The 23,345-nt window shown below is 67.1% G+C and carries 8 protein-coding genes and 1 tRNA gene; all 9 read right to left on the bottom strand.

Going from position 1 to position 23,345, the window contains the following annotated elements; genetic code table 11:
• Position 1 precedes the first annotated feature (1 nt).
• Positions 2–12,184, bottom strand: a complete 12,183-nt coding sequence (locus I6I07_RS02560) for a hypothetical protein (RefSeq protein WP_198485588.1) — start codon at positions 12,182–12,184, stop codon at positions 2–4.
• Positions 12,185–12,247: 63 nt separating this feature from the next.
• Complete coding sequence (locus I6I07_RS02565; RefSeq protein ID WP_198485589.1) at positions 12,248–13,486, bottom strand: HlyD family type I secretion periplasmic adaptor subunit; 1,239 nt, start codon at positions 13,484–13,486, stop codon at positions 12,248–12,250.
• Positions 13,483–15,660 (bottom strand): ATP-binding cassette domain-containing protein, encoded by a 2,178-nt coding sequence (locus I6I07_RS02570; protein WP_232625881.1) that lies wholly within the window; start codon positions 15,658–15,660, stop codon positions 13,483–13,485. Before I6I07_RS02570 ends, I6I07_RS02565 begins: the two co-directional genes overlap by 4 nt.
• Positions 15,657–16,820, bottom strand: a complete 1,164-nt coding sequence (locus I6I07_RS02575; RefSeq protein WP_198485590.1) for a TolC family protein — start codon at positions 16,818–16,820, stop codon at positions 15,657–15,659. Before I6I07_RS02575 ends, I6I07_RS02570 begins: the two co-directional genes overlap by 4 nt.
• A gap of 1,131 nt (positions 16,821–17,951) precedes the next feature.
• Positions 17,952–18,027: transfer RNA gene (locus I6I07_RS02580), tRNA-Lys, on the bottom strand.
• Positions 18,028–18,223: 196 nt separating this feature from the next.
• Positions 18,224–19,021, bottom strand: a complete 798-nt coding sequence (locus I6I07_RS02585) for a MetQ/NlpA family ABC transporter substrate-binding protein (RefSeq protein ID WP_198485591.1) — start codon at positions 19,019–19,021, stop codon at positions 18,224–18,226.
• A gap of 53 nt (positions 19,022–19,074) precedes the next feature.
• Positions 19,075–19,728, bottom strand: coding sequence for a methionine ABC transporter permease (locus tag I6I07_RS02590; protein WP_006392981.1), 654 nt, complete (start codon positions 19,726–19,728; stop codon positions 19,075–19,077).
• Positions 19,685–20,773 carry a methionine ABC transporter ATP-binding protein gene (locus I6I07_RS02595; RefSeq protein ID WP_198485592.1) on the bottom strand — a complete coding sequence of 363 codons (1,089 nt, stop codon included), beginning with the start codon at positions 20,771–20,773 and terminating at the stop codon, positions 19,685–19,687. The genes I6I07_RS02590 and I6I07_RS02595 overlap by 44 nt, the downstream gene beginning before the upstream one ends.
• A gap of 173 nt (positions 20,774–20,946) precedes the next feature.
• The gene (locus I6I07_RS02600) at positions 20,947–23,172 is read right to left on the bottom strand and encodes a glycoside hydrolase family 31 protein (RefSeq protein ID WP_198485593.1); all 2,226 of its coding nucleotides are present in this window, start codon (positions 23,170–23,172) and stop codon (positions 20,947–20,949) included.
• Between the last annotated feature and the right edge of the window lie 173 nt (positions 23,173–23,345).

A 23,345-nucleotide genomic window follows, 5' to 3' on the forward strand; every position in this document is an offset into this window, starting at 1 on the left:
CTCAGATGACCGGGTGGGCGCTGGAATGCAGCGCGCTGTTCAGGTCGAGCGCGACATGGGTATCCACGATCACCTGCAGATGCTCGGCAGAGTGGGTGAACACCGTGTAGCGGTTTCCATCTGATCCGTCGATCTGGCCGTTTTCCTCCCAATAGGACGAGCCTCCCAGGGAGCCGAACTGCAGCACATCGTGCTCACCGCCGCGCACCACCAGTTGGCGGAGCGAGGCATCCAGCAAGGCACTGCCCAACGACATGGCAGACCCGACATCGGACATCAGGCGCACGTCGTCGGAGTCCATGACCAGGGTATTGCCCTGGACATGGACCGCCTTGTCGGCATCCAGGTCCACCACGTTGACCGTGCCGTGCTTGCGCGCGAAATCGATCAACTGCCCGTCGCCGATGACGTCGACCTTCTTGTCGACGATGCCAAAGGCGCCGTTGGCCAGGAACACCATGCCAGATTCGCCATGCGTCATCGGATCGGCCGCCGCTGCGCCCGCCTGGGTCACGGTCGCCAGCAGGGTATGGCTCTGGCCGTCGTCGACCGTGGCCTGGAAGGTGAAAGCGGTGGGGTCCGTTGCCTCATTGATCGCGTTGCCCAGTACGGCGGATTCAAACTGCGCGAATCCAGTCAACGGCGCGAAGGCGGTCTCTCCGGGCTTGACGACACTGACGTGCCAGTCGTCCTTGAGAACGGCCTGCTGGAACAGCGTGGAATCCAGGTAGTGCCATCCCGCCTCCAGGTGCATCGAGGCATACTGCGCATGGGGCTGTCCCTGGTCCGGCGACAGCAGGGTGTAGCCGTCGACCTTGAGCTGCACCTGGTCGTCCCGGGTCGTAGTGCGAAACAGCCAGGTGCCGGCCTCGGCCTGCGCGACCTGGAACCAGCCCGTCGCCCGCCCGATCAGCGACGCCGCGGACATCTTCACGCCGCTGTCGAACGCGTGCTGCCAATCGTAGGGCAGGCTGTCGGCCATGCGGGACACCACCGGCGCCACCGTCGAGGTCAGCGCCAATCCGTCCTGCAGGCTGCGGTTCGCGTCCTCGGGCAGGTTCCAGAACTGCACGCGCAGCCCCTCTGCCGTTCGATGCGCCGTCAAGTCCATCACCTGCAACGTCTCGTCCTTGCCCAGGGGCGCGCTCAGGGTATAGGCCAGCTTCAAGTCGTGTATGGTGGCGGTCGCCCCCAGCGCCACCGCCTTCTCGGCCGGCCCGGTCTGCGCATCGCGGACCACGCTGAACTGGGTCTCCCCGGGGCGGCGCCATTGCATCGTCAAGTACCCCGCCCCGCCCGTGTTGCCCGTATCGACCCGCAGGTAGTGCCAGCCCGCATCCAGGCTGATATCGCCCTGGATGCCAGCGGGCAGGTACCTGCGCCCGACCATCACCCGCTCGCCATCAACGCTGACGATCTCGAAATCGTCCACCACCGGTGATCGGAAGGTCCAGATGCCGGCCTGCTCGGGGCTGACGTGGAACCAGCCGCTTCCAACGTAGTTGGCGATGGCCGAGTACGGCACACCCGGCACCAGGGCGCTGTTGTACACGCCGAAGTTGAGCGCGGGCACCTGTCCCTGGCCGGTCGGATTGGCGGTGCTGGTGGCCCAGATGTTTGCGATGTCGGACGCCTGCCCGCGCCCCATGTTCCAGACGAACACCGAGAATCCTTCGGTATCGAGTTGCACCGCGCTGCCCAGCCCCGCGCCCCCGACCACCTGGACGCTGACCGGCGTGACAACCTGGCCCGGCGCAAGGGCGGCAATGGTCAGCGCGAACGGATGTGAAGACGGCCCCTTGATGCCCGGGTCGTTCTCCACCACCGCGGTCAGGGAATGCACGCCATTGCCCAGCCCTGTCGATACGTAGGTCCAGTTGCGGCCATTGCCATCGACGCTGGCGTAGCCCACCCGGGTATCGCCGTCATACAGGGCGACCCGCTCGCTGCCCAGCAGGCCACGGTCCAGTGCGCCCCCCACCACCAGCGCGGCGCTGGCGATCGTCGCGCCGGATACAACGCTGGACAATCCGGTGGGTTGAGGCGTCGACACGGACAATATCGTCGCGGTCGTGGCGATGGCGGCCTCCTCGATGACCACCGGCTGCGCCTGCGCCGCGGCGACGCGCGTATGCGTGGGGCCTTCCACCTGCACGCTCAGGGTCTGGGCGCCCACGCCGAGGCCCAGCGAAGCGCCCGGGGTGAACGACCAGGCGAAGCGGCCGTCCTTGTCCGCGCTGCCCTGCACCGCTGCGTCGCCCAGCCGCACGGTTTCGCCATTCAGCGTGCGGTACACGCCCAGGACCTCGTCCAGCCCCAGCGCGTGGGACAGCGACCCGCCCAAGGCTTGCGCGGGATCGGTGCGGCTGCTCAGCGCATCGATCCGGATGGCGTCCTCGCCCAGCACCAGGACCGGATAGGCGGCGGCATGGACCGGGTCCGACACCGGCACCGGCTGTTCATTGATGCGAAGCGAGAAGCGATGTTCGCCGTCGGACAATGGCGGCGCGTTGAAGCGCCAGCGCGTGCCGGCAACCGCGGCGACGCCCAGCAGCGCGTCGTTGTCGAAGACCTGCACCTGGTCGCCGGCACGGGGCGCCCGCGCCAGCGTGCCGAAGATCCCGACGCGCTTGCCATCCAGGCTCTGGCCGGGCCGGACACTTTGACCGACGAGCGTATCGAAGCGGCTACCCGGCGACAGCACCTGCCCGGCCGGCAGGACGATCACGGCCTCGACCAACCCCGCCTGAAGGGGGTCTGGCACGGCTTCGTGCACATTGATCCGCAAAGACTCGAACACCAGCGGCGTCTTGGGGCTGTTGCCGGCCCCGCCGATCGAGATCTTGAAGTCATGCAGGCCGTTGCCCAGCGGCACCACGATATCGAAATGCCACTGTTGTTGTTCGACGGTGGCGCGTCCCAGGACCTGGGCGCCATCGCTGACTTCCACATATTCATCGCTGGTCAGCGGCGCGGCCAGCGTGCCGCTGATCGTGAACTGTCGTTCGCCGGTGTTCTGCGCCACGACGTCATCCGCGGAATTTCGGGCCTGGATGCCATCCAACCCTTGCAGGTGAAAGCTGAAGGTAGGCGACGGCATGCCACGAACCGCGCCCTCCGGCGCGGGATAGACCGGCCCCACCTTCGCCGCATTGTCCACCGTCGCGAACAGGTTGACGATGCCGAACGCCATGTCCACGTCGCTGCGCCATTGCCAGGCGGTTCCCTTGACCGTGGCGTCGCCCAGGTAGCTGGCGTTGCCTTTGCCGTCGTCCTGCCAGACGCGCAAGACCTGCGCGTTCGACAACGCCGCGCTGAGCGTGCCGGACACCAGCGGGCGCCGATAGTCGATAGCCCCGTCGACCGGCACATTGCCGACCACCGGACCATCATCGTCGCGCACCGTGTTGATCGTCGCGGTCTGGCTGGGCGTGCTGCTGTCCTTGACGAAGGACACGCTGTTCCCGGCCTCGACCTTGGCGTTGTTGGCCGCCACCACGACTTCCACCGACAGGACGTGCTGGCCGTCCGCCAGTGGCGATGCCGGCTGGAAGTACCATTTCAGCGGATCGGACTTGTCGATCTGGGCCTGGCCCAGCTCGGTGGTGACGCCATTCAAGGTATCCGACACGCGCAGGTATTGCTCGCTGCCGCGCAGCGGCGCGCTCAGCGTGCCTTTGATGAGCGGGGTGGCGTCATCGGTAAGGGGGCGGTCTTGATCCAGCACGTTGCCCCTCAACACCCCCGTCTGGTCATCCAGCTCGGTGATGGCGACATGCTGGATCTGGAGGTTGGCCGTCGCCTCGGCGATGTCGTTGACGATCCCCGTCAAGCGGTTCTCGGGCATCGCGATCAGCGTATAGATTCCCTGCGGCAGGGCCTTGCTTATCTGGAACTCCCAGGTCGTATCGTTCAGCATCCGCGCCACGCCCAGCCGCACCCGCTCGGCGCCGAACGCCTGTCCGAACACCACGATCTGATCCTGCCCCCCCAGGGCGCCGCTGACGGTGCCACGCAATATCGGGAACTGACCCTCGATGGTCGCGTTGGCGTTCAACACGGCCGGCCTTGGATTGTCGATCAACCCGGTGATCGATGCGAACAAGGACGGACTCGGCCCGCTTCCGGCCTCCACCAGCGTCAGCGCTGCCTGCACCGACAATGCGGACACCACGCTGGCATCCCCGGCATCCGCGCCCGGCGGCAGTGCCACCACGCTGTACTGATGAGCCCCCGCCGCCTGATCGGCGGACACCAGCGAATAGCGCCATTCCAGGCCGTTGACTGTGGCGGTTCCCAGCGCCACGCCATCGCGCCGCACCTGCAGCACGGCCCCCTCAGGCAGCGCGCTCGCCAGCTTGCCGGACACCGTCACGCCGCTGTCGCTCATCAACGCCACCAACCCGCCATCCGACAAGGCCAGGCCGCCGACAGGCGCTTCGATCGTGATTGCGTTCTGGTAGACGATCGTCTTCGCCTCCGCGCCCGCGGCCGTCGCCAGCGTCGCCAGGTTGACCGGCCTGGCGGCCACCTCATGCGCGCCCGGCGGCGGCGCCCACAACGTATAGGACCAATGGGTACCCGAGGCATCGACCCCGGCCAGCCCCGCGTCCTTGCCATCGACCGAAACCATGATGCCCATGCCCGGGGCCATCACCTCGGTGATCGTGCCGCTCAGCAGCGTCAAGCCTTGGTCGGTGAAAATGGGCGCGGCGCCCGTCGTCAAGGCGACGGCAAACGTGGGGGCTTCGGCGCCGCTCACCACGAAGCTCACGGGCGCCAGGCCCTGGACCGCCTGGACCGGCGTGCCGCCGTTGAGCAACACGTATTCGACCCGGTGCACGCCCGTCGTCAGGTCGGCGGGCGGCTGGAATGTCCACGCGCCGTCCGTGCCGACCGCCGTCTCGCCAACCACGGCCCCATCGACCAGCACCCGCACCGACAGATCCTTCGTGCTGTCCGTGTTCACCCTGGCCCGCAAGGTTGGACGCAACGTGTCGACCGCCCCCTGCGTCGACAGGCCTTCCACCGATACCGGGGAAAGAGACAGCACATTGACATCGACCGGATCCGACAACACCGCGCCGGCGCCATCCGCCTTGTTCTCGATGGCCGCGCGCAGTTGGCTCACGCCGGCGGGCAGCGAAACCGTGGGCTGCAACGACCAGGTCAGGCCGGAGGTCGTGGCGGTGCCCAGCAACTGGGTGCCGCTGCCGTTCACGGCATAGACCTGCAGCACCTCGGTGGCGTTCAACGCCTTCGCCAAGGTGCCGGACAGGCGCGGACGCGCGTCGTCCAGCACCGCCGTCGCCAGCACATTGCTCGCCGGCATCGCCTTCCCGAGCGTGGTCTGATCCCACGAACCGAGCAGGTTGTTCGCGTCCAGCACCGAGGTAATGGCCACGGCATGGCCGGGCTGCAACACCGATACCACGATTTCCGGGGTCTGCGCCGACACCCGAGCAATACCGTCGGCCGTCAGCAGCACGGCGCTGAAGCGCTGGGGGCCCGCCGCCACATCCGCCTGTGGCCTGAACGACCACGAGACCCCGTCGGCATCCACCTGCGCCACGCCAAGCAGCTTGGTGTTGCCCTGGAAGATCGTCACCGTCTCGCCGTCCTTGAGCGGCACGGCCAGGCGGCCGATCAAGGTCGGGCGTGGATCATCGGTGCGCAGGACGGCCCCCTCTCCCGCCGGCGCGATGGATTGCAGCGAGAACAGATCTCCCCGCGCATCCCCGTGGCCGTCGATCAACGCCGTGATGCTCAGGGACTGCTGGTGCACGATGAATTCCGCCGAGGCCGGGCCGCGCAGGGACAGCGGATCCGCCCGGTTGACCACGCGGGCGGTGAACGCCGTGTCGCCGAAGGGCAGTTCCCGATCGACCTGGAACGTCCAGTCGGCGTTCGTCTCCACGGTGGCGAACCCCAGGAACACCGGATCAACTTGTCCAGGCAGGCGGCCATACACCGCGACACTGCGTCCCCCCGCCAACGCCGAGGAGACATGGCCTTTCAATAGCGGCAACGCGTCGTCGGACGACACCCCGGAAACGTTGTCGCCCGTGAACGAGGATCCGGCCGCATAGAGGTCGCGAGACAGGTTGATCGTGACGATCTCGGCGGGCGTCCCGCTGTCGATGTAGACCGTATGCGACGCAGAGACCACCCGCTGTTCGGCGCCGTCATGGCCCGTCACCTGCGCGGCAATGACATGGGCGCCATCCGCGAGGGCTTCGCCATCGGGCAGCGTGTATGACCACGCCAGGCCGTCCTTGTCGATCGTGGCCTTTTCATCGCGCAATACGCCGTCGATCGTGAACCTGAGTTCCTCGTCCGCCGCCAGCGGCGCGCCCAGGCGGCCGCCAAACGTGAACTTCCCCTGTTTCGAGGCGCCATTGGCCCCCGGCAACAGGATGTTGAGGTCCGGCGCCGCCGGGTCCACGATGGAGTCCAGGAATACCTGCTGCACGCGGATGGCGAATTCCGGCGACAGGTCGCCCGTCTTGTCCATGACGATATTCTCGACCCGCGCCACGAAGGCATGGACACCGGGCACCAGGGATTCCTGGCTCTGGAAAGTCCAATCGGTGCCCGTCAGGGTGGCCTCGCCCATGCGCACCATGTGACCGTCGATACGGTCGTACAACACCACGCGGCGGGTATCGACGTTGATCGCCTTGTCGAGCGTGCCGCGCACGATGCCGCGCGCGTCATCGGTGCTGACGTCCGTCTGCGTCACCAGGGCCTGCAGCGACCCGACCTGATCCTGGTAGCCGGTGATCTCGGCGTGCTCCTGGGGAGCCTGCGTGTCCACCGTGAAGACCGCTCGCGTCACCGCCCGCACCGCGCGCGTGGCGGACTCCTCGATGCGGGCCGATACCTCGTAGCGCCCTTCCTGCCAGACTTGCGGCGCGCCATTGCGTTCTGGCAGGCTGAAACTCCAATCGGTGCCATTCTTGGCGATCGTCGCCACGCCGATCGGCGTGAACAGCGCGGCGTCCTCCGCCTTGACGTAGATCGTCACCCGCTCCTGCGCCAGCAGCAGGGGCGACGCGAGCTTGCCATGCAATATCACCTGGTTGTCGCCGGTGCCATGGCCATCCCGGCTCAACACATTGGCGCCCGTGGTCAGCTCGGTCACGTCGGACAGCGCAATGCTGTTCACGTTGACCGAGGTGAACAGCGTATTGCTGGTCAGTCCCGAATTGACCGCCACCACCCGCGCGTAGATCGTCGCGAGTCCGTCCGGCAACGGGTCCTTCAGGGTGTAGGTCCAGTTGACGCCATTCATGGTTGCCGCGCCCAGCTTGCGCATGGCGCCGCCTGCGTGCGACAGGAACACCTGCACCTGCTGGCCCGAGCTCAATGCGGCGCTCAGGGTGCCGCTGACCACCGGCTTGCTGTCATCGGTGCTGGCGCGAAACTGGACCGGCCCCGTCTGCGACCCATCGGCGGCATGGTTGTCGGTGACGTTCAATGTCAGCACCGACTGCGTCACCGGCAGGGCGACGGCGTCGATCGTGATGGGAGGCGTCGAGTCCGACAGCAGCACCTGGGCCGTCTTGCCGGCCACGATCCGTTCGACCCGGACCTGGAACGCGTGCGCGCCATTGCTCAGGCCTCCGCCGGGACGGAAGGTCCAGGAAGTGCCCGCCACCGCCGCCACGCCCAACAGCGTCACGGGGCCGCCATCGGCCGAGTCGTAGACCGAGACGCGCTCGTTCGGCCCCAGCGGCATGCCCAGCTTGCCCGACAACTGCGGGCGCACGTCGTCGGTATAGGGCGGCTGGGGAAACAGCTTCGCATCCAGCAGATTGCCCTGCAGCGCCCCGACGTTGTCCTGGACCGCGTTGATGGTCACCTGGCTTTCCCTGGCCGTGAACGTCTGGCCCACCGGCCCCAGCTGTCCGTTGGCCCGATTGACGATCCTGGCGGAGAAAGTATGGTCGCCCAGCGCCAGGCTCTCGCCCGGCGTGAAGCTCCAGCTGCCGTCGTTGCGCTGGGTGTTGAGCGTGGCCAGGCCCAGCACGCTCTCGGCCACCGTGCCATCGGGCCGCTTCACGGTGTCGACGATCTGTACCGCGCGCGACACCGGCAGCGTCTTCTCGCCCGCCAGCATGCCCGAGATCAACGGCCGGCGATCATCGGTGCTCTGATTGACGAGCAGCGCGCCGACGAACCCGTTGTTGCCAGGAATCTGGTCGCGAACCTCGGAGATATTGGCCAGCCCGGTGGGCGTGCCCGCATCGACGTCGATGACCCGATCCACCGCCAGGCGGATCTGGCCGCTGGCCGCGTCCACCACCCGGGCCGACAGGGTCGAATGGCCATCCGGCAACTCGCCCCCGCCGTCCTGCGACGCCCCCAGCACCAGTTGCCACGTGAATCCGCCCTGCGCGCGCGGCGTCAGCGTGGCAAGGCCCAACAGGGTCTCGTGCCCCCCTTCTTGCGCGGATACGATCCGCAGCGCCTCGCCCTCGCCCAGCGCGGTAGCCAGCTGGCCGCGCAGCACCGGCGTCTTGTCATCGGTCAGGAACGGCTCGCCGCCGGCGAACACGTTGCCCATGATGGGTCCGGCGGCGTCATCCAGGTTGCTGAATGTCAGGTTGTTGATACGCAGGTTGAAATCGGCATGCCGCGGCCCCATGGCGCCGCCCGCGTTCACCACGCCGGCCATCAGGCGGTAGTTGCCCTGGGCCAGCGCGGGATTGATCTCCAGCGACCAGGCCAGGCCCGTGGCGTCGACCTCCGGGCGGTAGGAAAAGAACCGGTCGGCGTCATTGGCGTCTTCCACCCGGACCAGCAGGCCTTGACCCGGGCGCAACGGCGCGGACAGCGTCCCGGACAGGGAAGGCTTGGTATCGTCGGTGGAGGCGCCGCTGGCGATCGCTCCCGTGTAGACACCCACGTCATCCATGACCCGGTCGATCACCACCTGTTGCTCGGGCAGCTCGGTGCTGACGACGACCGCCGGCGCGCCCGCGCTGAGCAGGAACTGCGGCGCTCCGCCCTGCCCGGCCCGCTCGACCACGGCCCGCAACAGGTGCACGCCATCCTTCAGTTGACTGTCGTCATGGAATTCGTAGCGCCACGCCGCTCCCGACCCGCCGGCGGCAGGCAGGATTTCCGCCTTGCCAATCAGTTTCGGTGCGCCGCCATCGATGCCATCGTAGATGGCCAAGTACTCGTCCGCCGCCAGCTTGCTGCCCAGCGCGCCCGTCAGGATGGGACGGGTGTAGTCCGTCACATGGCTATTGCTCGCCAACAGGTTGACCGAGGTCACGCCCGGAATGATCACACCGTCGAACGACACGGACTGCACGTTGACGTCCCAGCCTCCCCAATTGGACAGCGCATCCGGCGCACTGGCGTCGACGCCGTCGGGATAGGCTGGCGCGAACGCGTTCAAGCCCGGCGAGAACACCTTGACCACCACTTGATGGTTGCCGAACGCCATATCCGACACGGGCGTGAAGGACCACTCCGGCATCTGGCCGTCGTTGGGCGGCGCCACGTTGGCATAGCCCAGCAGTTGCTCGACCCCGCCGTTCAGGCGATCGACCAGCACCAGCACCTGGTCGCCTTCCAGCGCGGCGCTGAGCGTGCCGCTGAAGGAAGGCCGCCGGTCGTCCGTGCTCATATTGGGGCCGAGCGCGCCCACGAAATCATAAGGATCGGTGGACGGATCGCCGACGCCGTCGGCCACCGTGACGATCCGCACGGCCTGCGTCGGCTGGATGCCGACCAGCGCCGGCTCGGTGTACTGGTAAGGGTGCGACACGGTATCGGTGGCGTTGCCGGCCACGTCGCTGATGCGCGCCTGGATTTCGCCCGTGCCGTGCCTGGAGAAGCCCACCGCGACGCTCCATGCCGAACCGTCATCCGACAGCTCGCCCACGGTCCAGGTGGCGCCGCCATCGATCGACACCATGATCCGGTCATCGCCGGTCACCGTCCCGAGCACCGTGCCGCGGATCGTCTGCGAGGCTTGCGTGAACAGGAAGCCGCCGGGCAGCGCCGCCCCGACGAATGGCGTGCTGATGCTGTCGATGGACGCCACGCGGGCGTCCGGCGGCGTGACGTCCAGCACGAAGGCGTGCGAGGCCCCGGACAGCGTCAACGGCTGCTCGCCGTTGACGCCGGTCACCGCCACCCGCGTCAACAGCCGCGCGTCCTCGCCCGCGCCGTCCAGCCGCAGGAAATCGGAAACCCAGGTGCCGCCGCTCGCGCCATCGGCCGCCGGCTTGGCCTGGGCCCCGACCCAGGTCTTGCCGCCATCGGCCGATATCTCGATGTGCGTGTTGGGCCCCAATGTGCCCAGATAATGGCCGGACACGGCCTGCACCGGCTGATTGGTGATGAAGTCGCTGGGCGAAACGCCGGTATCGGCGCTCAGGCCGGCGATCTCATCGACCTCCACGCCGACCAGCCCGTAGGTCCGCAGTTCGGAGCGCGCGACCAGCTCGCCCTTGTCGTCGACGATCACCGCGAACAATCGCTTGGCGCCGTCCTCGCCCAATGTGTTCGAGCCGTAGTCGCCACTGCCCAGCACCACGCTGCCGGCCGCCACCTCGTCCGGCGTCAACGGTCGCGACAGGACCGTGCTGCCATCCATCAGATGCAGCTCGACCCGCTGGCCGGCGCTGATACGGTCGGCGCTGCCGGTCCATGACACGGTCACCGACGGCTGCGCATCCTTGCCCAGCGCGTCGAGCGTGGGGCTGGGGGAATCGCCGGCATCCGTGAACGTCGCCGACATCATCGCCCACGGCATCTGCGGCAACGTGAAGGTATCGAACAAGGCGGGATCGACGAGCTTGCCGAGCAGCGCATTGGCTTCCTGCATGGCCGCCAGCAGGACTGCGCCTTCGACCGTCGGCGCGATCCGCAACGCGCCGTCGGCATCCGGCGACACGCCGCGGGCCAACAGTTGCAGGGTATTCGCCAGCGCCCCCGAAACCGAATCCATGCCCGCCAGGGCCGCCAGCACCTTGCCATACGCCTGGGCGTCCACCGACGCCTGCGCGAAGGTGTCGGCATTGATGGCCACGACGGGCCCCAGGATGTCGACGAGGTGCGCATCGCTGGTGAACTGCGTCATGAGCTTGGCCACCGCGGCCGCCATCGCATTGACCTGCTCGACCGACACCCCGTCCAGCGGCGCGGTCGGATCGGTCGGCGCGCCCACCAGCCGCGTGACGAGTTCGGTCAGCGGCGTCACCGAAATCGACAGTTCGGTCTGCCCCTCGGCCCGGTAGCCGATGGCGCTCAAGGTCGGGAAATCCGTGGCGGCGAACTGCTCCGCCTGCGCCGGCGTCATTCCCTGCGTCAGCGCCAGTGCCTGGCGATACTCGTCGATGTAGCCCTGGCTGTCGCGCACTCTGTCGGACACCACGACCCGCACCAGGCCGACGTAGTCGTTCGGCAGTTCGGCGCGGTAGGACAGCACCTGGCCGCCGGGCCCCAGCACCAGGTCGCCTTGCCCCAGCGCCTGCCCCTTGCCGTCGTACAGCGAGATCGACAGGGTCTGCGCATGGTTGAACACGCCGGCCGCGATGCCGCCAGTGACCTTGACCACCGGCTTGCCGTCAGGGTCCGGCGACGGCGCGGGCGTGCCGCCGCCAGCCTCCGGATGGTCTCCGGCGTCCGGCGCGGGAGCCGCCGCGGCCGGCTTGTCTTCTTCCTTGCCCTTGCCCTTCTTGCCGCCGGACAGTCCCAGGGCCAGGCCGACGAGGCCGACCACGCCGAACATCCAGCCGTACTCCTGGTACCAGGCCTGCGGTTCCTCGGCGCCCTTGCCGTCCTCCTTGGGCGCGGTATCCACGCTGTCCGGCGCCACGGCGGGCGTGTCATCGGCAGCGCCCTGGTCCTCTTGCGTGGTCGGTTCGGATATCGGCACCTCCAGCGCCTCGGCGGCGTCCTTGAGCGTGGTGCTGTCGATATCGACCTTGGTGAACAGTTCCGCGCCCGACAGCAACTGGTCGTCGAACTGCAGCTCGGGCGAGGGCCGTTCCAGCATCTTCACCGCCAGGCCGGGCAGCAGCAATCGGCTGCCATCCTTCATCAGCGCGACCAGGTCGACCCCGACGATCGCCATGGCCTTGACCTCGGAAAGCTTGAAGTTCAGCGGAATGCGACCATCTTTGACAAGGGTGGAGAGCGTCCTGAAGCGGTTTTTCATAGCGATGTATTCACAAAAGGAAAATCAAGATCCCGGGCCTCTGGCCCGGCAAGACAAGGCAAGTCAGCGTTCACCCAGCGATTGCTGCAATCCCTTGGTGATGGGCTTGGCGAGGTACTGGAGCACCGTGCGCTCGCGCGCCTTGATGTCCACGGTGGCGGTCATGCCCGGCCGCAGCCGGATCTGTTCGGACGAATGGCGCTTGAACTCCGCTTCCCGGATCAGGATGCGCACGCGGTAGTAATGCGAAGGCCCCTGGCGCGTCTCTTCCTGCAGCACGTCGGGGCTGATGTAGCTCACCTCTCCCGACATGACGCCGAAGATGGAGGAGTCATAGGCGTCGATGCGCACATTGGCGCCCTGGCCCACCTTGACGAAGGCGATGTCGGCGGGGCTCACCTTGGCCTCGGCCAGCAGGTCGCCGCCGGTCGGCAGGATTTCCATGACCGTTTCGCCCGGGCGCACCACGCCACCTATCGTGTTGACGCGGATGTTGTTGACGATGCCATCCGCCGTGGCGGTCAGCCGGGTCTGCTCCAGCACCTGGTTGCGGTCACGCAGCTGCTCGGTCTGGCTGGTCAGGTCTTCCTGCGCCTTGGTCATTTCCGCCTGCGCGTCCTGGAAGTACTTGTTGCGCCGGCTGGTCATCTGCGCCTCGATGTCGGCGACGGCGCGTTGCAGCCGCAGGATCTCCGCCTGGCTGACATCGCCCGTGGCCACCAGCTTGCGATTGATCGACAGTTCCTGGCGCGCCAGGGCCAGCATGTTGCCCAGCGCCGCCAGGTCTTCTTCGATCGCGGTGCGGCGCTTCTGGTACAGCTCGCGCTGGTTGCGCATGTAGTCGTCGTAGCCGCGCAGATCGAGGGGAAACTCAAGCGGGGTGCCGTAGACCTCGGCATGCAGGCGCGCCAGCGTGATCCGCAATGCCGCCACCTTGGCGTTGCTGTCGCTAACGGCGGCCCGCGCCCGCTCTTCCTGCAGCGTCGCCAGGACGTCGCCGGCACGCACCACGTCGCCCTCGCTGACGTGCAGCTGGGTGATGATGCCGCCGTCGGGCGACTGGATCACCTGCGTGCGGGCTGCGGCGATGATCTGGGCGGGCGCCCGGGTGACCTGGTCGATCTTGCCGACCGCGGCCCAGGCCAGCAACGCGCACAAGCCGGCGAACATGGCGCGCATGCACCAGCGCGCCCGGCGCGGTGGCGTCGCCAGCGACAGCCCATCCCATCCGTCCGCGGGCAGGATCTGCGACAACGCGCCGCCCGCGTCCCGCCCGGCGGGATCGATGATCAGCCGGCTCATGCCTGGCCTCCCGCGACGCTCAGCGTGGCCCCGGCTGCAGCCCGCGCATCGTCGTCGCGCCGCGCGGCCTCGAGGTCTTTCAGGACCGCATCGCGCGGCCCGTCCCTGACGATGCCATTGCCGATCATGACCACCACGCGTTCCACCAGCGGCAGCACATTGGGCTTGTGCGTCACGACCACCAGCGTCGCGCCGGCCTGCGCCTCCTCGGCCAGCACGCCAAGGCAACGGCGCTCCTGGTCGTCGTCCATCGAGGCGGTGGGCTCGTCCAGCAGGATGATGCGCGGCCGGCACAGCAGCAGGCGGGTGAATGCCACCAATTGCCGCTGGCCGCCGCTCAATCCGCGTCCTCCCTCGACAATGGGCCGGTCCAACCCCTTGGGATGCGCGGCCACGATACGATCCATGCCCGTGCGGCGCATGGCGCGCAGGATGTCTTCGTCGCCAGGATCGGGAAGTCCGATCAACAGGTTCTCGCGCAAGGTTCCCTGGAACAGGCGATGATCCTGCTGCAGGTAGCCGATCTGGCGGCTCAGCACCAGGCGGCTGATGTGCGACAGGTCCAGGTCGTCCAGCAACACGCGCCCCGTCTGCGGCACGTACATGCCGGTGAGCACGCGCAACAGTGTCGACTTGCCCGACCCGATGGGCCCGACCACGGCGATCCGCTCGCCGGGCTGGATGCAGAAGCGCGGCACGCGCAAGGCCACGGGATTGTCGCCATAGGCGAACGACACGTCTTCGAGCACGAAGCGCCCTTCGATCCGCTCCGGCACCAGCGGCCGCCGCACGCCATGGTTGTCGGTCTTGAGCTGGTAGAGCTTTTCCAGCCCGTCTTCGGCGGCCCGCGCATGGGCGCGCTGGATCATCAACCCCGGCACCGCCAGGATCGGATTCAGGATGCGGCCACTCAGGATGGAGCAGGCGATCAAGCCGCCTGTGGTCATTTCGCCGCGCATCACTGTCAAGGCGCCCACGACGATCAATGAGGCATAGCTGAGTTGCTGGAGCGAGGCGCCCAGATAGCCCACGTTCTCGCTCAAGTGGCGCATCTTCAGGTCATTGGCGATGGTGCGGGCGCTGACATCGAGCCAGCGCGACAGGAAGCGCCACCCTCCCGCGCCCGCCTTGATGGTCTCGGCCCCTTCGACCGCCTCCACCAGCAGGCCGGTCTTGAGATTGGCGTAGGCCGCGCCCTCCCTGGCCTGGCGCGCCACCCGGCGCTGCGACGACAACCCGACAAGCAATGCGACGACCGCGAACCCCAGCAGCACCAGGCCGACGGCCGATGTTGCCAGCGCCATCACGATCGCAACGAACACCAGGGCCATCGGCAGATCGACCAGGGCGAACAACGAAGAGGCGGTGTAGAACGCGCGCACCTGTTCGTAGCCGCGGATCTGCGAGGCCAGCGAACCGACCGACGCCGGCACCTGGTCGATGCGCAACGACATCAGGCGATGGAAGATGTCGCGCGAGAGCATGCCGTCAACGCCCACCACGACGTGGTCCATGACGCGGGCCCGGGCGATCTTGACGACGAGCTCGATCAGGACACTGATAAATACCCCGGTCGCCAGCACGAACAGGGTGTATTCGCCGCGCGTGGGGATGACACGGTCATACACCTGCATCGAGAACATCGAGGTGGCCAGCGCCAGCAGGCCGACCATCACCGATCCGACGCAAGCCTCGATCAACGCGGCCCGATACGGCCCGATGGCCGCATTGCGGCGCGAGCGGAACGTCACCGCCGGCGCGGGCTCGACCGGGTGCCCGCTGGCCGCCGGTGAACCCGCCGGGCCCTCGGCCAGTTGCACCCGCATGCAGCGTCCATCGAGCGTGGCGCCCTTGACCGCCACGCTCGCGCCGCCACATTCGACCATCCAGTCGCCGGTGGGCGCCAGGTCGGTCACGAGGCCCCATTGGCCGCCTGGCAAGTGGCACAACAGCGGCAGGTGGGCGGGGTCCGGGCGCCGCAATCCTTGCGGCGCGCCCACCCCCAGCTGTCGGCACAACAGATCCAGCTGCTCGGCGGGATGCGACGTACCGGCGCACTGGCGCAGGGCGGACCGCAATTGCAGTGGATCCAGCGCCGAGCCCTGCAATGTGGCCAGCCGACTCAATGCCCAGGCGAGCGATTCCAACGATTCCATCTCGGGGGCAGCGCTCACGGCGCCAGCTCCGTCGCGCCCAGCCGTACCTGCAGGCGGTAGACGGCCGCGGCCAGGGCGGCCTGCGAGTCGGCCCGGGCATATTGGTTCTGCGCCAGTTCCCGGACGGCATTCAGCAGGTCGATCCAGGTCTTGCGCCCGGCGGTGAACTGCCGGGAATAGGAGTCGAGCACGTGTTGCGAACCGGTGACCGCGCTTTGCAGCGCCGCCAGCTGATTCTCGGCCGCCGCGATCTGGTCGATGTCGCCCAGCATCGCCTCGCGCTGTTCGAGCCAGGCCGCATCCACGGCCATGGCCGCAGCCGACACCCGCTCGCGCAACGCGTCGGCCTCGACACCGGTCGAGAACCCCGCGCCCGGCGTGTAGCGCACGCCCACGAACACCGAGGTGCCGCGGTCGGTGCCGGCGCCGGGGTAGGCGTCTCCCAGTGGCCTGTTGACCCGCACGTAGGCCGTCGGCCAACGCTGCGCCCGCTTGGCGTCGAGCTGGGCCCGCATGGCGGCGACATCTCCCTGGGCCATCTTCACGGCCGCGCTATCCCAGGCCTGGGCGCCAATGTCCCGCGACAGCAAGCCGACCGAGGCCGCCTTGACCGATTGCGCATCGGGCCATGCGGCCAGCCTGTCGGCCGACTGGTCCAGCCCGGGCACCCCCGACAACTGCTCGATCCGTTGCGCGGCCAGCCGCAGGGCGGAACGGGCCGTTGTCAGGTCAACCTCGGTCTGCCGCAGGCGCGACAGCGCCAATTCGATGTCGACGGCCGGCGAAGCCTCGGCCGCCACCCGGCGGCGCATCTGCGCCTCGTAGCCACGCAAACGCGTCATGGTTGACTGGGAAATGGCGATCCTGTCGCGCGCACTGATCAGGGACTGCCAGGCGCCGATGACCTGCAGCGCCAGTTGCTGGCGCTGCCAGGCGACCCGCGCCTCGCTCTTGTCCACGTCGGCGCGCGCCCGGTCGATGTTGGCATTGATCTGCCCGCCATCCCACAGCGTCTGCTCGAGCTGGGCGCCGCGCGAGGCGGGCGCGTTGACGGACGTCGAATGCGATTCCATGACCAGGGACGCCGAGGGCCACCAGCGGCGCCGGGCGGCATCGACATCGACCCTGGCGGCGCCCAGCTCCTGCATCGCGCCCCGCGCCAGCGGATGGCCGCTCATTGCCGCATCCACCAATGCCTGCAGCGTAACCGGCGCCCCTGGCGGGAGGACGGCCCCGGCCGCCGCGATGGTCGGCGCCGGCCGTCCGCCGGGCGCCGACGCCTTGGCGGCGCCGGGACCCGCCAACAACGCAAGCCCCAAGAAGGCGCTGGCACACCAACGCGGCAACGCAAGCCGCCCCGGCGTGAACATTCGCCGTCCGGACCCGTCCGGGCCCGGCTTCAACATCAGTGCAGACATAACTTATCCGAATCAACTTCAACTGCAACAATCACCGCGCATCGATGCCTGTGCTATCCGGCATTTCAACCGGTTCACATTTTCACGCCGCCGTTCCGCATTATTTCGACAACGAAAACGATTAACTTTTAAATCACCACTTGGATTCAAAGATAATGCGATGGATATATGCGAACTCCGCCGCGGAAATTCAGGCGCAAGCCGTCCCGCGTCCGACCGCATTACGGGTGGACGAAGAGCATTTTGATGACTTAATTAGAGCACTCGCGACGTGCGCACCAGGTGCGGCGCCATAGGAATTAATTTTCTCGAAGACCCACTTCGCAGCCAGCCTTTGAGAGAAAGACGAGGGCAAAAGAACCCGTCTACGCTTGATTTAATAAAAATTATTGCGCAAAACCGGATTAATAAATCGCATAAATACTTATAAAACAGTAAGACTGTCTTATATTTCTCATAGCACCCGCCGCACACCCCGGCTCGCTTTCGACGCCGATTCATCCCACCTGATGCGAAGACGCGCGGATATATATTTTGAATATCAAAAACCGCTTTCTTTCATGATGCGGATTCATCCAATGTCGCCCGGGGCTGCGCGTCGGATATCACGATAACGCGCCGAGTCAACGCCTCGTGGATGCGCAGGGGCGCGATGCGCCAACGCGGTCTGTGCATGACGACACGCTCGAAGGATTCCGCGAGGCTGGCGGTTTGCCGGCAATGGCCGGTCTCGGCTCGAACGCGGCATCCATTTTTGCCCGGACGCCGCGCCCTCCCCCGCCGCACGGAAACATTCCAGGCGGACGAGAACATTCCCGGCAGACGAAAAAAAAGCACCGCGATCACTCGCAGGTGCTTGATTCTCTTACCGCCTTCGTGAAAAGGCAGGGGTGGTGGGCTGAGCGAGACTCGAACTCGCGACCAACGGATTAAAAGTCCGCTGCTCTACCGACTGAGCTATCAGCCCGACCGAAGCCCGAAATTATGGCTGATTTCGAAGGCCTTGTCAAAAAATAGGCGCATCCGCGCGTCGGCGCTACAACAGCACCGCGTCAGTGCCGCCCCCTCCGCGGCCCCGCCCCTCTGCCAGGTCGCCGGAACCGGCCGCCCAAAGCAGGACGGCCGCTCGGGCGGCCGTCCTCATCGGGGGGAGCGTTCCTGGATTACCAGGCGGCCACCACCGCGCCCTTGAACTTGGTCTCGATGAACTGCTTCACGGCCGGGCTGTGATAGATGCTGACCAGCTTGGCGAACTCGGGACGGTCCTTGTCCTTTTCACGCACCACCAGCACGTTGGCGTACGGCGAGTTGGGCGATTCCTGGGCGATGGCGTCGGTGGCCGGGTTCAGGCCCGCTTCCAGCGCGAAGTTGGTGTTCACGGCCGAAGCGTCGGTGTCGTCCAGCGAACGCGGCAGCTGGGCGGCGTCCAGTTCGATGAAGCGCAGCTTCTTCGGGTTCTCGATGACGTCGATCGGGGTGGCCTTCAGACCGGCTTCCGGACGCAGCTTGATCAGGCCGTTGGCCTGCAGCAGCAACAGCGCGCGGCCGCCGTTGGTGGGATCGTTGGGCAGCGCGATGCGGGCGCCGTCCTTCAGGTCGGCCAGCGACTTGATCTTCTTGCTGTAGATGCCGATCGGGAAGATCACGGTCTTGGCGATGCTGACCAGCTTGTAGCCGCGGTCGGCGTTGGCGTTGTCCAGGTACGGCTGGTGCTGGTAGCTGTTGACGTCCAGGTCGCCCGCAGCCAGCGCGACGTTGGGCTGCACGTAGTCGGTGAACTCGATCACCTGGATGTTCAGGCCCTGCTTGGCGGCTTCCTGCTTGACCACGTCGAAGATCTGGGCGTGCGGGCCGGCCGTGACGCCGACCTTCAGCGGCTTGTCCTGGGCCAGCGCGGGCTGGGCGAATACGGCGGCGCCGAGGGCGAACGCGGCCAGCGACTTCAAAACCTTGATGCTCATGTTGCGAATTTCCCGAATGTCGGAAGAAGGAGAAGAATGAGGAAAGCCTGTGTTCAACGATGCGAGATGCGGCGCACGTAGCGGTCGCCCAGGCTCTGGATCAGTTGCACCAGCACGATCAGCACGATGACCACGGCGGCCATCACGTCGGACTGGAAGCGCTGGTAGCCGTAGCGGATCGCCAGGTCGCCCAGGCCGCCGCCGCCGATGGCGCCGGCCATGGCCGAGTAGCCGATCAGGCTGACCACGGTGACGATGGTGGCGGCGATCAGGCCGGGCAGCGCCTCGGGCAGCAGCACCTTCATGATGATCTGCATCGGCGACGCGCCCATGGCGCGCGCGGCGGTGATCAGGCCCGGATCGACTTCGCGCATGGCGTTCTCGGCGATGCGCGCCATGAACGGAATCGCGGCCACCGACAGCGGCACGATGGCGGCGGTGGTGCCGATCGAGGTCTGCGCCACCAGGCGCGTGAACGGAATGATGGCGACCATCAGGATCACGAACGGCACCGAACGGGTGGCGTTGATGACCGCGCCCAGCGCGTGGTTGACGGGCTGGTTCTCCAGCATGTTGCCGCGCGCGGTGACGGTCAGGATCACGCCCAGCGGAATGCCGACCAGCACCGCGATGGCGCTGGCCACGCCCACCATCAGCAGGGTGTCAAGCAGCGACGTAATAAGCAGGTCGATCAGTTGCGGGCTCATGAGCAATTTCTTCAACGGTGATGTCACGGGCGGTCAACGCGGCGATGGCGTCCTTGACCGCGGCGGGCGCGCCTTGGGCCAGCACGAACATCGTGCCGACGGCCACGCCCTGGATGTCTTCGACGCGCGCCTGCACCAGGCCGACGTCCAGCGAATACTGCGTCGACAGGTCGGACAGGAACGAGCCCGACGCGTCGGTGCCGGTCAGCGACAGGCGCAGCAGGCGCACGGCCTGGCCCGGCTTGGCGGCGGCCAGCGTCTCGATGCGCTGCTTGACGGCGGCCAGCGTGGCGTCGGTCAGGTCCGACGCGGTCGCGGCCGACACCATGGCGCGGGTCACTTCGTGGCGCGGCTGCGCGAACACTTCGCGCGTGCTGCCCATCTCGACCACTTCGCCCTGCGACAGCACGGCCACGCGGTCGCAGACCTCGCGCACCACTTCCATCTGGTGCGTGATCATGACCACGGTGACGCCGGTCTTGCGGTTGATGTCGCGCAGCAGCGCCAGGATGTTGTGGGTGGTCTCGGGATCGAGCGCGGACGTGGCTTCGTCGCTGAGCAGCACGTCCGGATTGTTGGCCAGGGCGCGCGCGATGCCGACGCGCTGCTTCTGGCCGCCACTGATCTGGCTGGGATAACGGTCGCGCAGGTGCTCCAGGCCCACCAGCGCCAGCAGGCGCTCGACGCGGGCCGGGATCTCGCTCTTGGCGACGCCGGCGATTTCCAGTGGCAGCGCCACGTTGCCGTACACCGTGCGGCGCGACAGCAGGTTGAAGCCCTGGAACACCATGCCGATGCGGCGGCGCTGGGCGCGCAGTTGCGCCTCGTTCAAGCCGGTCAGCGCCTGGCCGCCAATGGCGATGGAGCCCTCGTTGGGACGCTCCAGCAGGTTGATGCACTGGACCAGCGTGCTTTTACCGGCCCCGCTGGGGCCGATGATGCCGAAGACCTCGCCCTGCTGGATGTGCAGGTTGATGCCACGCAGCGCCTGGAACTGGCCGTGCGGCGTGGCGTAGGTCTTGGATAGGTTCTCGATCTGAATCATGGCAAGCGATTTTGTATCTTTTCTCTTCTAAAGAGAACGACCGTTTTTTCCATTTTTAATAACTGACAGTAATATAGAATACGTCCACGCAAAGACGTAAAGGGCAGTCGGGAAGGAAAGCCTTCCTGACTGCCCTTTTTGCATCGGAGGCCGGAGGACCGGCCCCGCCAGGCTCAACGAGCGCGGGAGATACGGACCTCGGCGCCGCGGCGCTTGACCTCCAGGCCTTCCGACGGCGAAATGCGCAGGCCTTCCAGCCCCTTGATGTAGCTGGAGCCCTGCATCTGCATGACGCGGATCTTGTTGCGCATGACCACCGGGTTGTGCACAGGCATGCCGAACATCCAGACTTCGTCGAGGATGCGGGCCGAATTGAATTCGCCCGTGTGCTGCGCCGCCGGGCCGAGACAGAGCATGTGCCCTTCGCGGCCGAATACCGGGAACTGGCCGTGGTCGCAGTCGATGGTCCAGGTGGTGCCGCCTTCGTAGCGGTGGCCGGTGTTCAGGTCCCACCAGGCTTCGCCCTTGGGCAGGTACACCCGCACCTGCTTGCCCGGCGCTGTGATCGGCGCCACCAGCAGGGCCGGGCCCAGCAGGTATTGCAGATCCCATTCGTGGGCATGCGGATCGTTCGGGAACGACAGCGCCATGGAGCGCTGCACCGGCAGGCCGGTGCGCGCGGCATCCTCGATGGCGCCCAGCACATAGGGCACCAGGCGATAGCGCCATTGCATCCAGGTCTTGACCTGGGCCAGCGTCTCGTCGCCGAAGTCCCACGGCAGCAGGCCGTTCACGCCCTGGAACGAGAAGTTCGCCGAGAACACGCCGGCGGTCAGCCAGCGCAGGTACAGCTCGGGCGTCATGTCGGCGGTGCCGCGCGAACCGGTGCCGATGCCGTGCACCTGGACCGGCAGGCCCGAGGCGCCGATCGACAGCGCGGTGCGCAGGGTATGGCGCAGGCCGTCCCAGGTGTTGTCGACCTGCGGCCCCACCTGCCACGGCAGGCGCTGCGCGGCGGGGAACAGGTCGGTGCTGGGCACCACGCCTTCGGGCGGCACCTTCAGACCGGCGACGGCGTCGAACAGCGCGCGGCGCACCAGCAGCGGATACATGCTGCGCAGCGCCGGGCCGGTCTCGCCATTGCGGGCGGTGACACCGTCGGGAATGGCGATCTGGGCGTCGCAGGCCGGCGCGTCCAGGCCGTCCTCGACCAGTTGGCGATGGCGCTCGACCCACAGGTTGTAGATGTCGCGATAGGTCAGGTCCAGCAGGCCGTAGGGCTGGCCGGAGGTGGCCGCGATGCCGTCGAACACCTGCGCCGAGCCGTCTTCACGCGTCAGCAGCCAGCCGCGGTCTTCGAGTTCCTCGAACAGCGGGCTGGTCTTGATGACGCCGGGAAAGCCGGACGCCGCCACATGCACGTTGTGCTTGTGGAACAGCGCCAGCATCTGCTTGGCGTCGGGGAAGCGCTGGGCGTCCCATTCGAAAACGGTCTTGTCGGCCTGGAAGCCCCAGGCCGCCGGCTGCGCCAGGGTCACGGCGTCGACCGGGATCTGGTTCTCGCGCATGCGGCCCAGCAGGGCCACGGTCTGCGTCGGCATTTCGCCGCTGGCCTGCTGCAGCCACGCGCCCATCGCCCACAGCACGGGCTGGCCGGCGCGGCCGGTCAACGCGGTGTACTGATTGAGGATTTCGGCGGGCTCGCCGGCAAACAGGAACACGTCCAGCACCACGTCGTCGACACTGACGACGTAGGCCGAATCGGCCGGCGCCGTGCCGACCGCGTGCTCGACGCGGCGCATCGTGTTGACGTACAGCCCCCAGCCGCGCGGGCTCCATGCCAGCGGCAGGGCGCGATGCTCGGGATCGTCGGAGACCACGGATTCTTCGCGGCGGTTCAGGTCGCCCGGGGTTTCGCCCAGGCCGTACACGCGCTCGTCCGGCAGCAGGGTGAAGCCTGCCGTCCAGACCGCGTCGTCGGCCTGGTCCAGCGCGTTGTGCCCGAATGCGGGCGTATGCGCGGAAACCTCGGACTCGAACACCCGCTCTTCATTGCGGTAGAGCGCAAAGCGCACCGGGTTGGATTGGAGCTCCAGGGCCACATCGCCCTGAGTGACGCGCCAACCGTCCCCACCTTCGCGCGGGGCGATGGCGGCCTCGCCCACCGCCTCCTGGCGCGCGAGCAGCATCTCGGCCACGGCGCGCGCACGCGCGCCGGGCTTGTCATCGGTAAGGTGGTTCGCCTCGCCGCAGCGCAGGCGAAACACACCAGGCGCATGCGCCTCGACTACCAGGTGCAACCCATCGCCCGCGTCGAAATCGATGCGACTGGGGCGGGACGTCAGCAGCTCGATGGTGTCGAGCTGGGTAGTATGGGCAAAGTCGAACTTGGGCGGCACAGAGCATCCCCCGGCTTAAGCCAAAAACCATCAAAAGACGCTATTTTGACGGATTTGAGCTTTGAAATAAACTCGGTCCCTCTTTTGGATGGCGATATCATCCAAAAAAAGGGGTCACAAAGCCCCCGACCGGCCTCCCGCGAGTCATCGCCAGAGCGCCCCCGGAACACCAA

The sequence above is a fragment of the Achromobacter deleyi genome (assembly GCF_016127315.1).
In the GTDB taxonomy this organism is placed as follows: Bacteria; Pseudomonadota; Gammaproteobacteria; order Burkholderiales; family Burkholderiaceae_B; genus Achromobacter; species Achromobacter insuavis_A.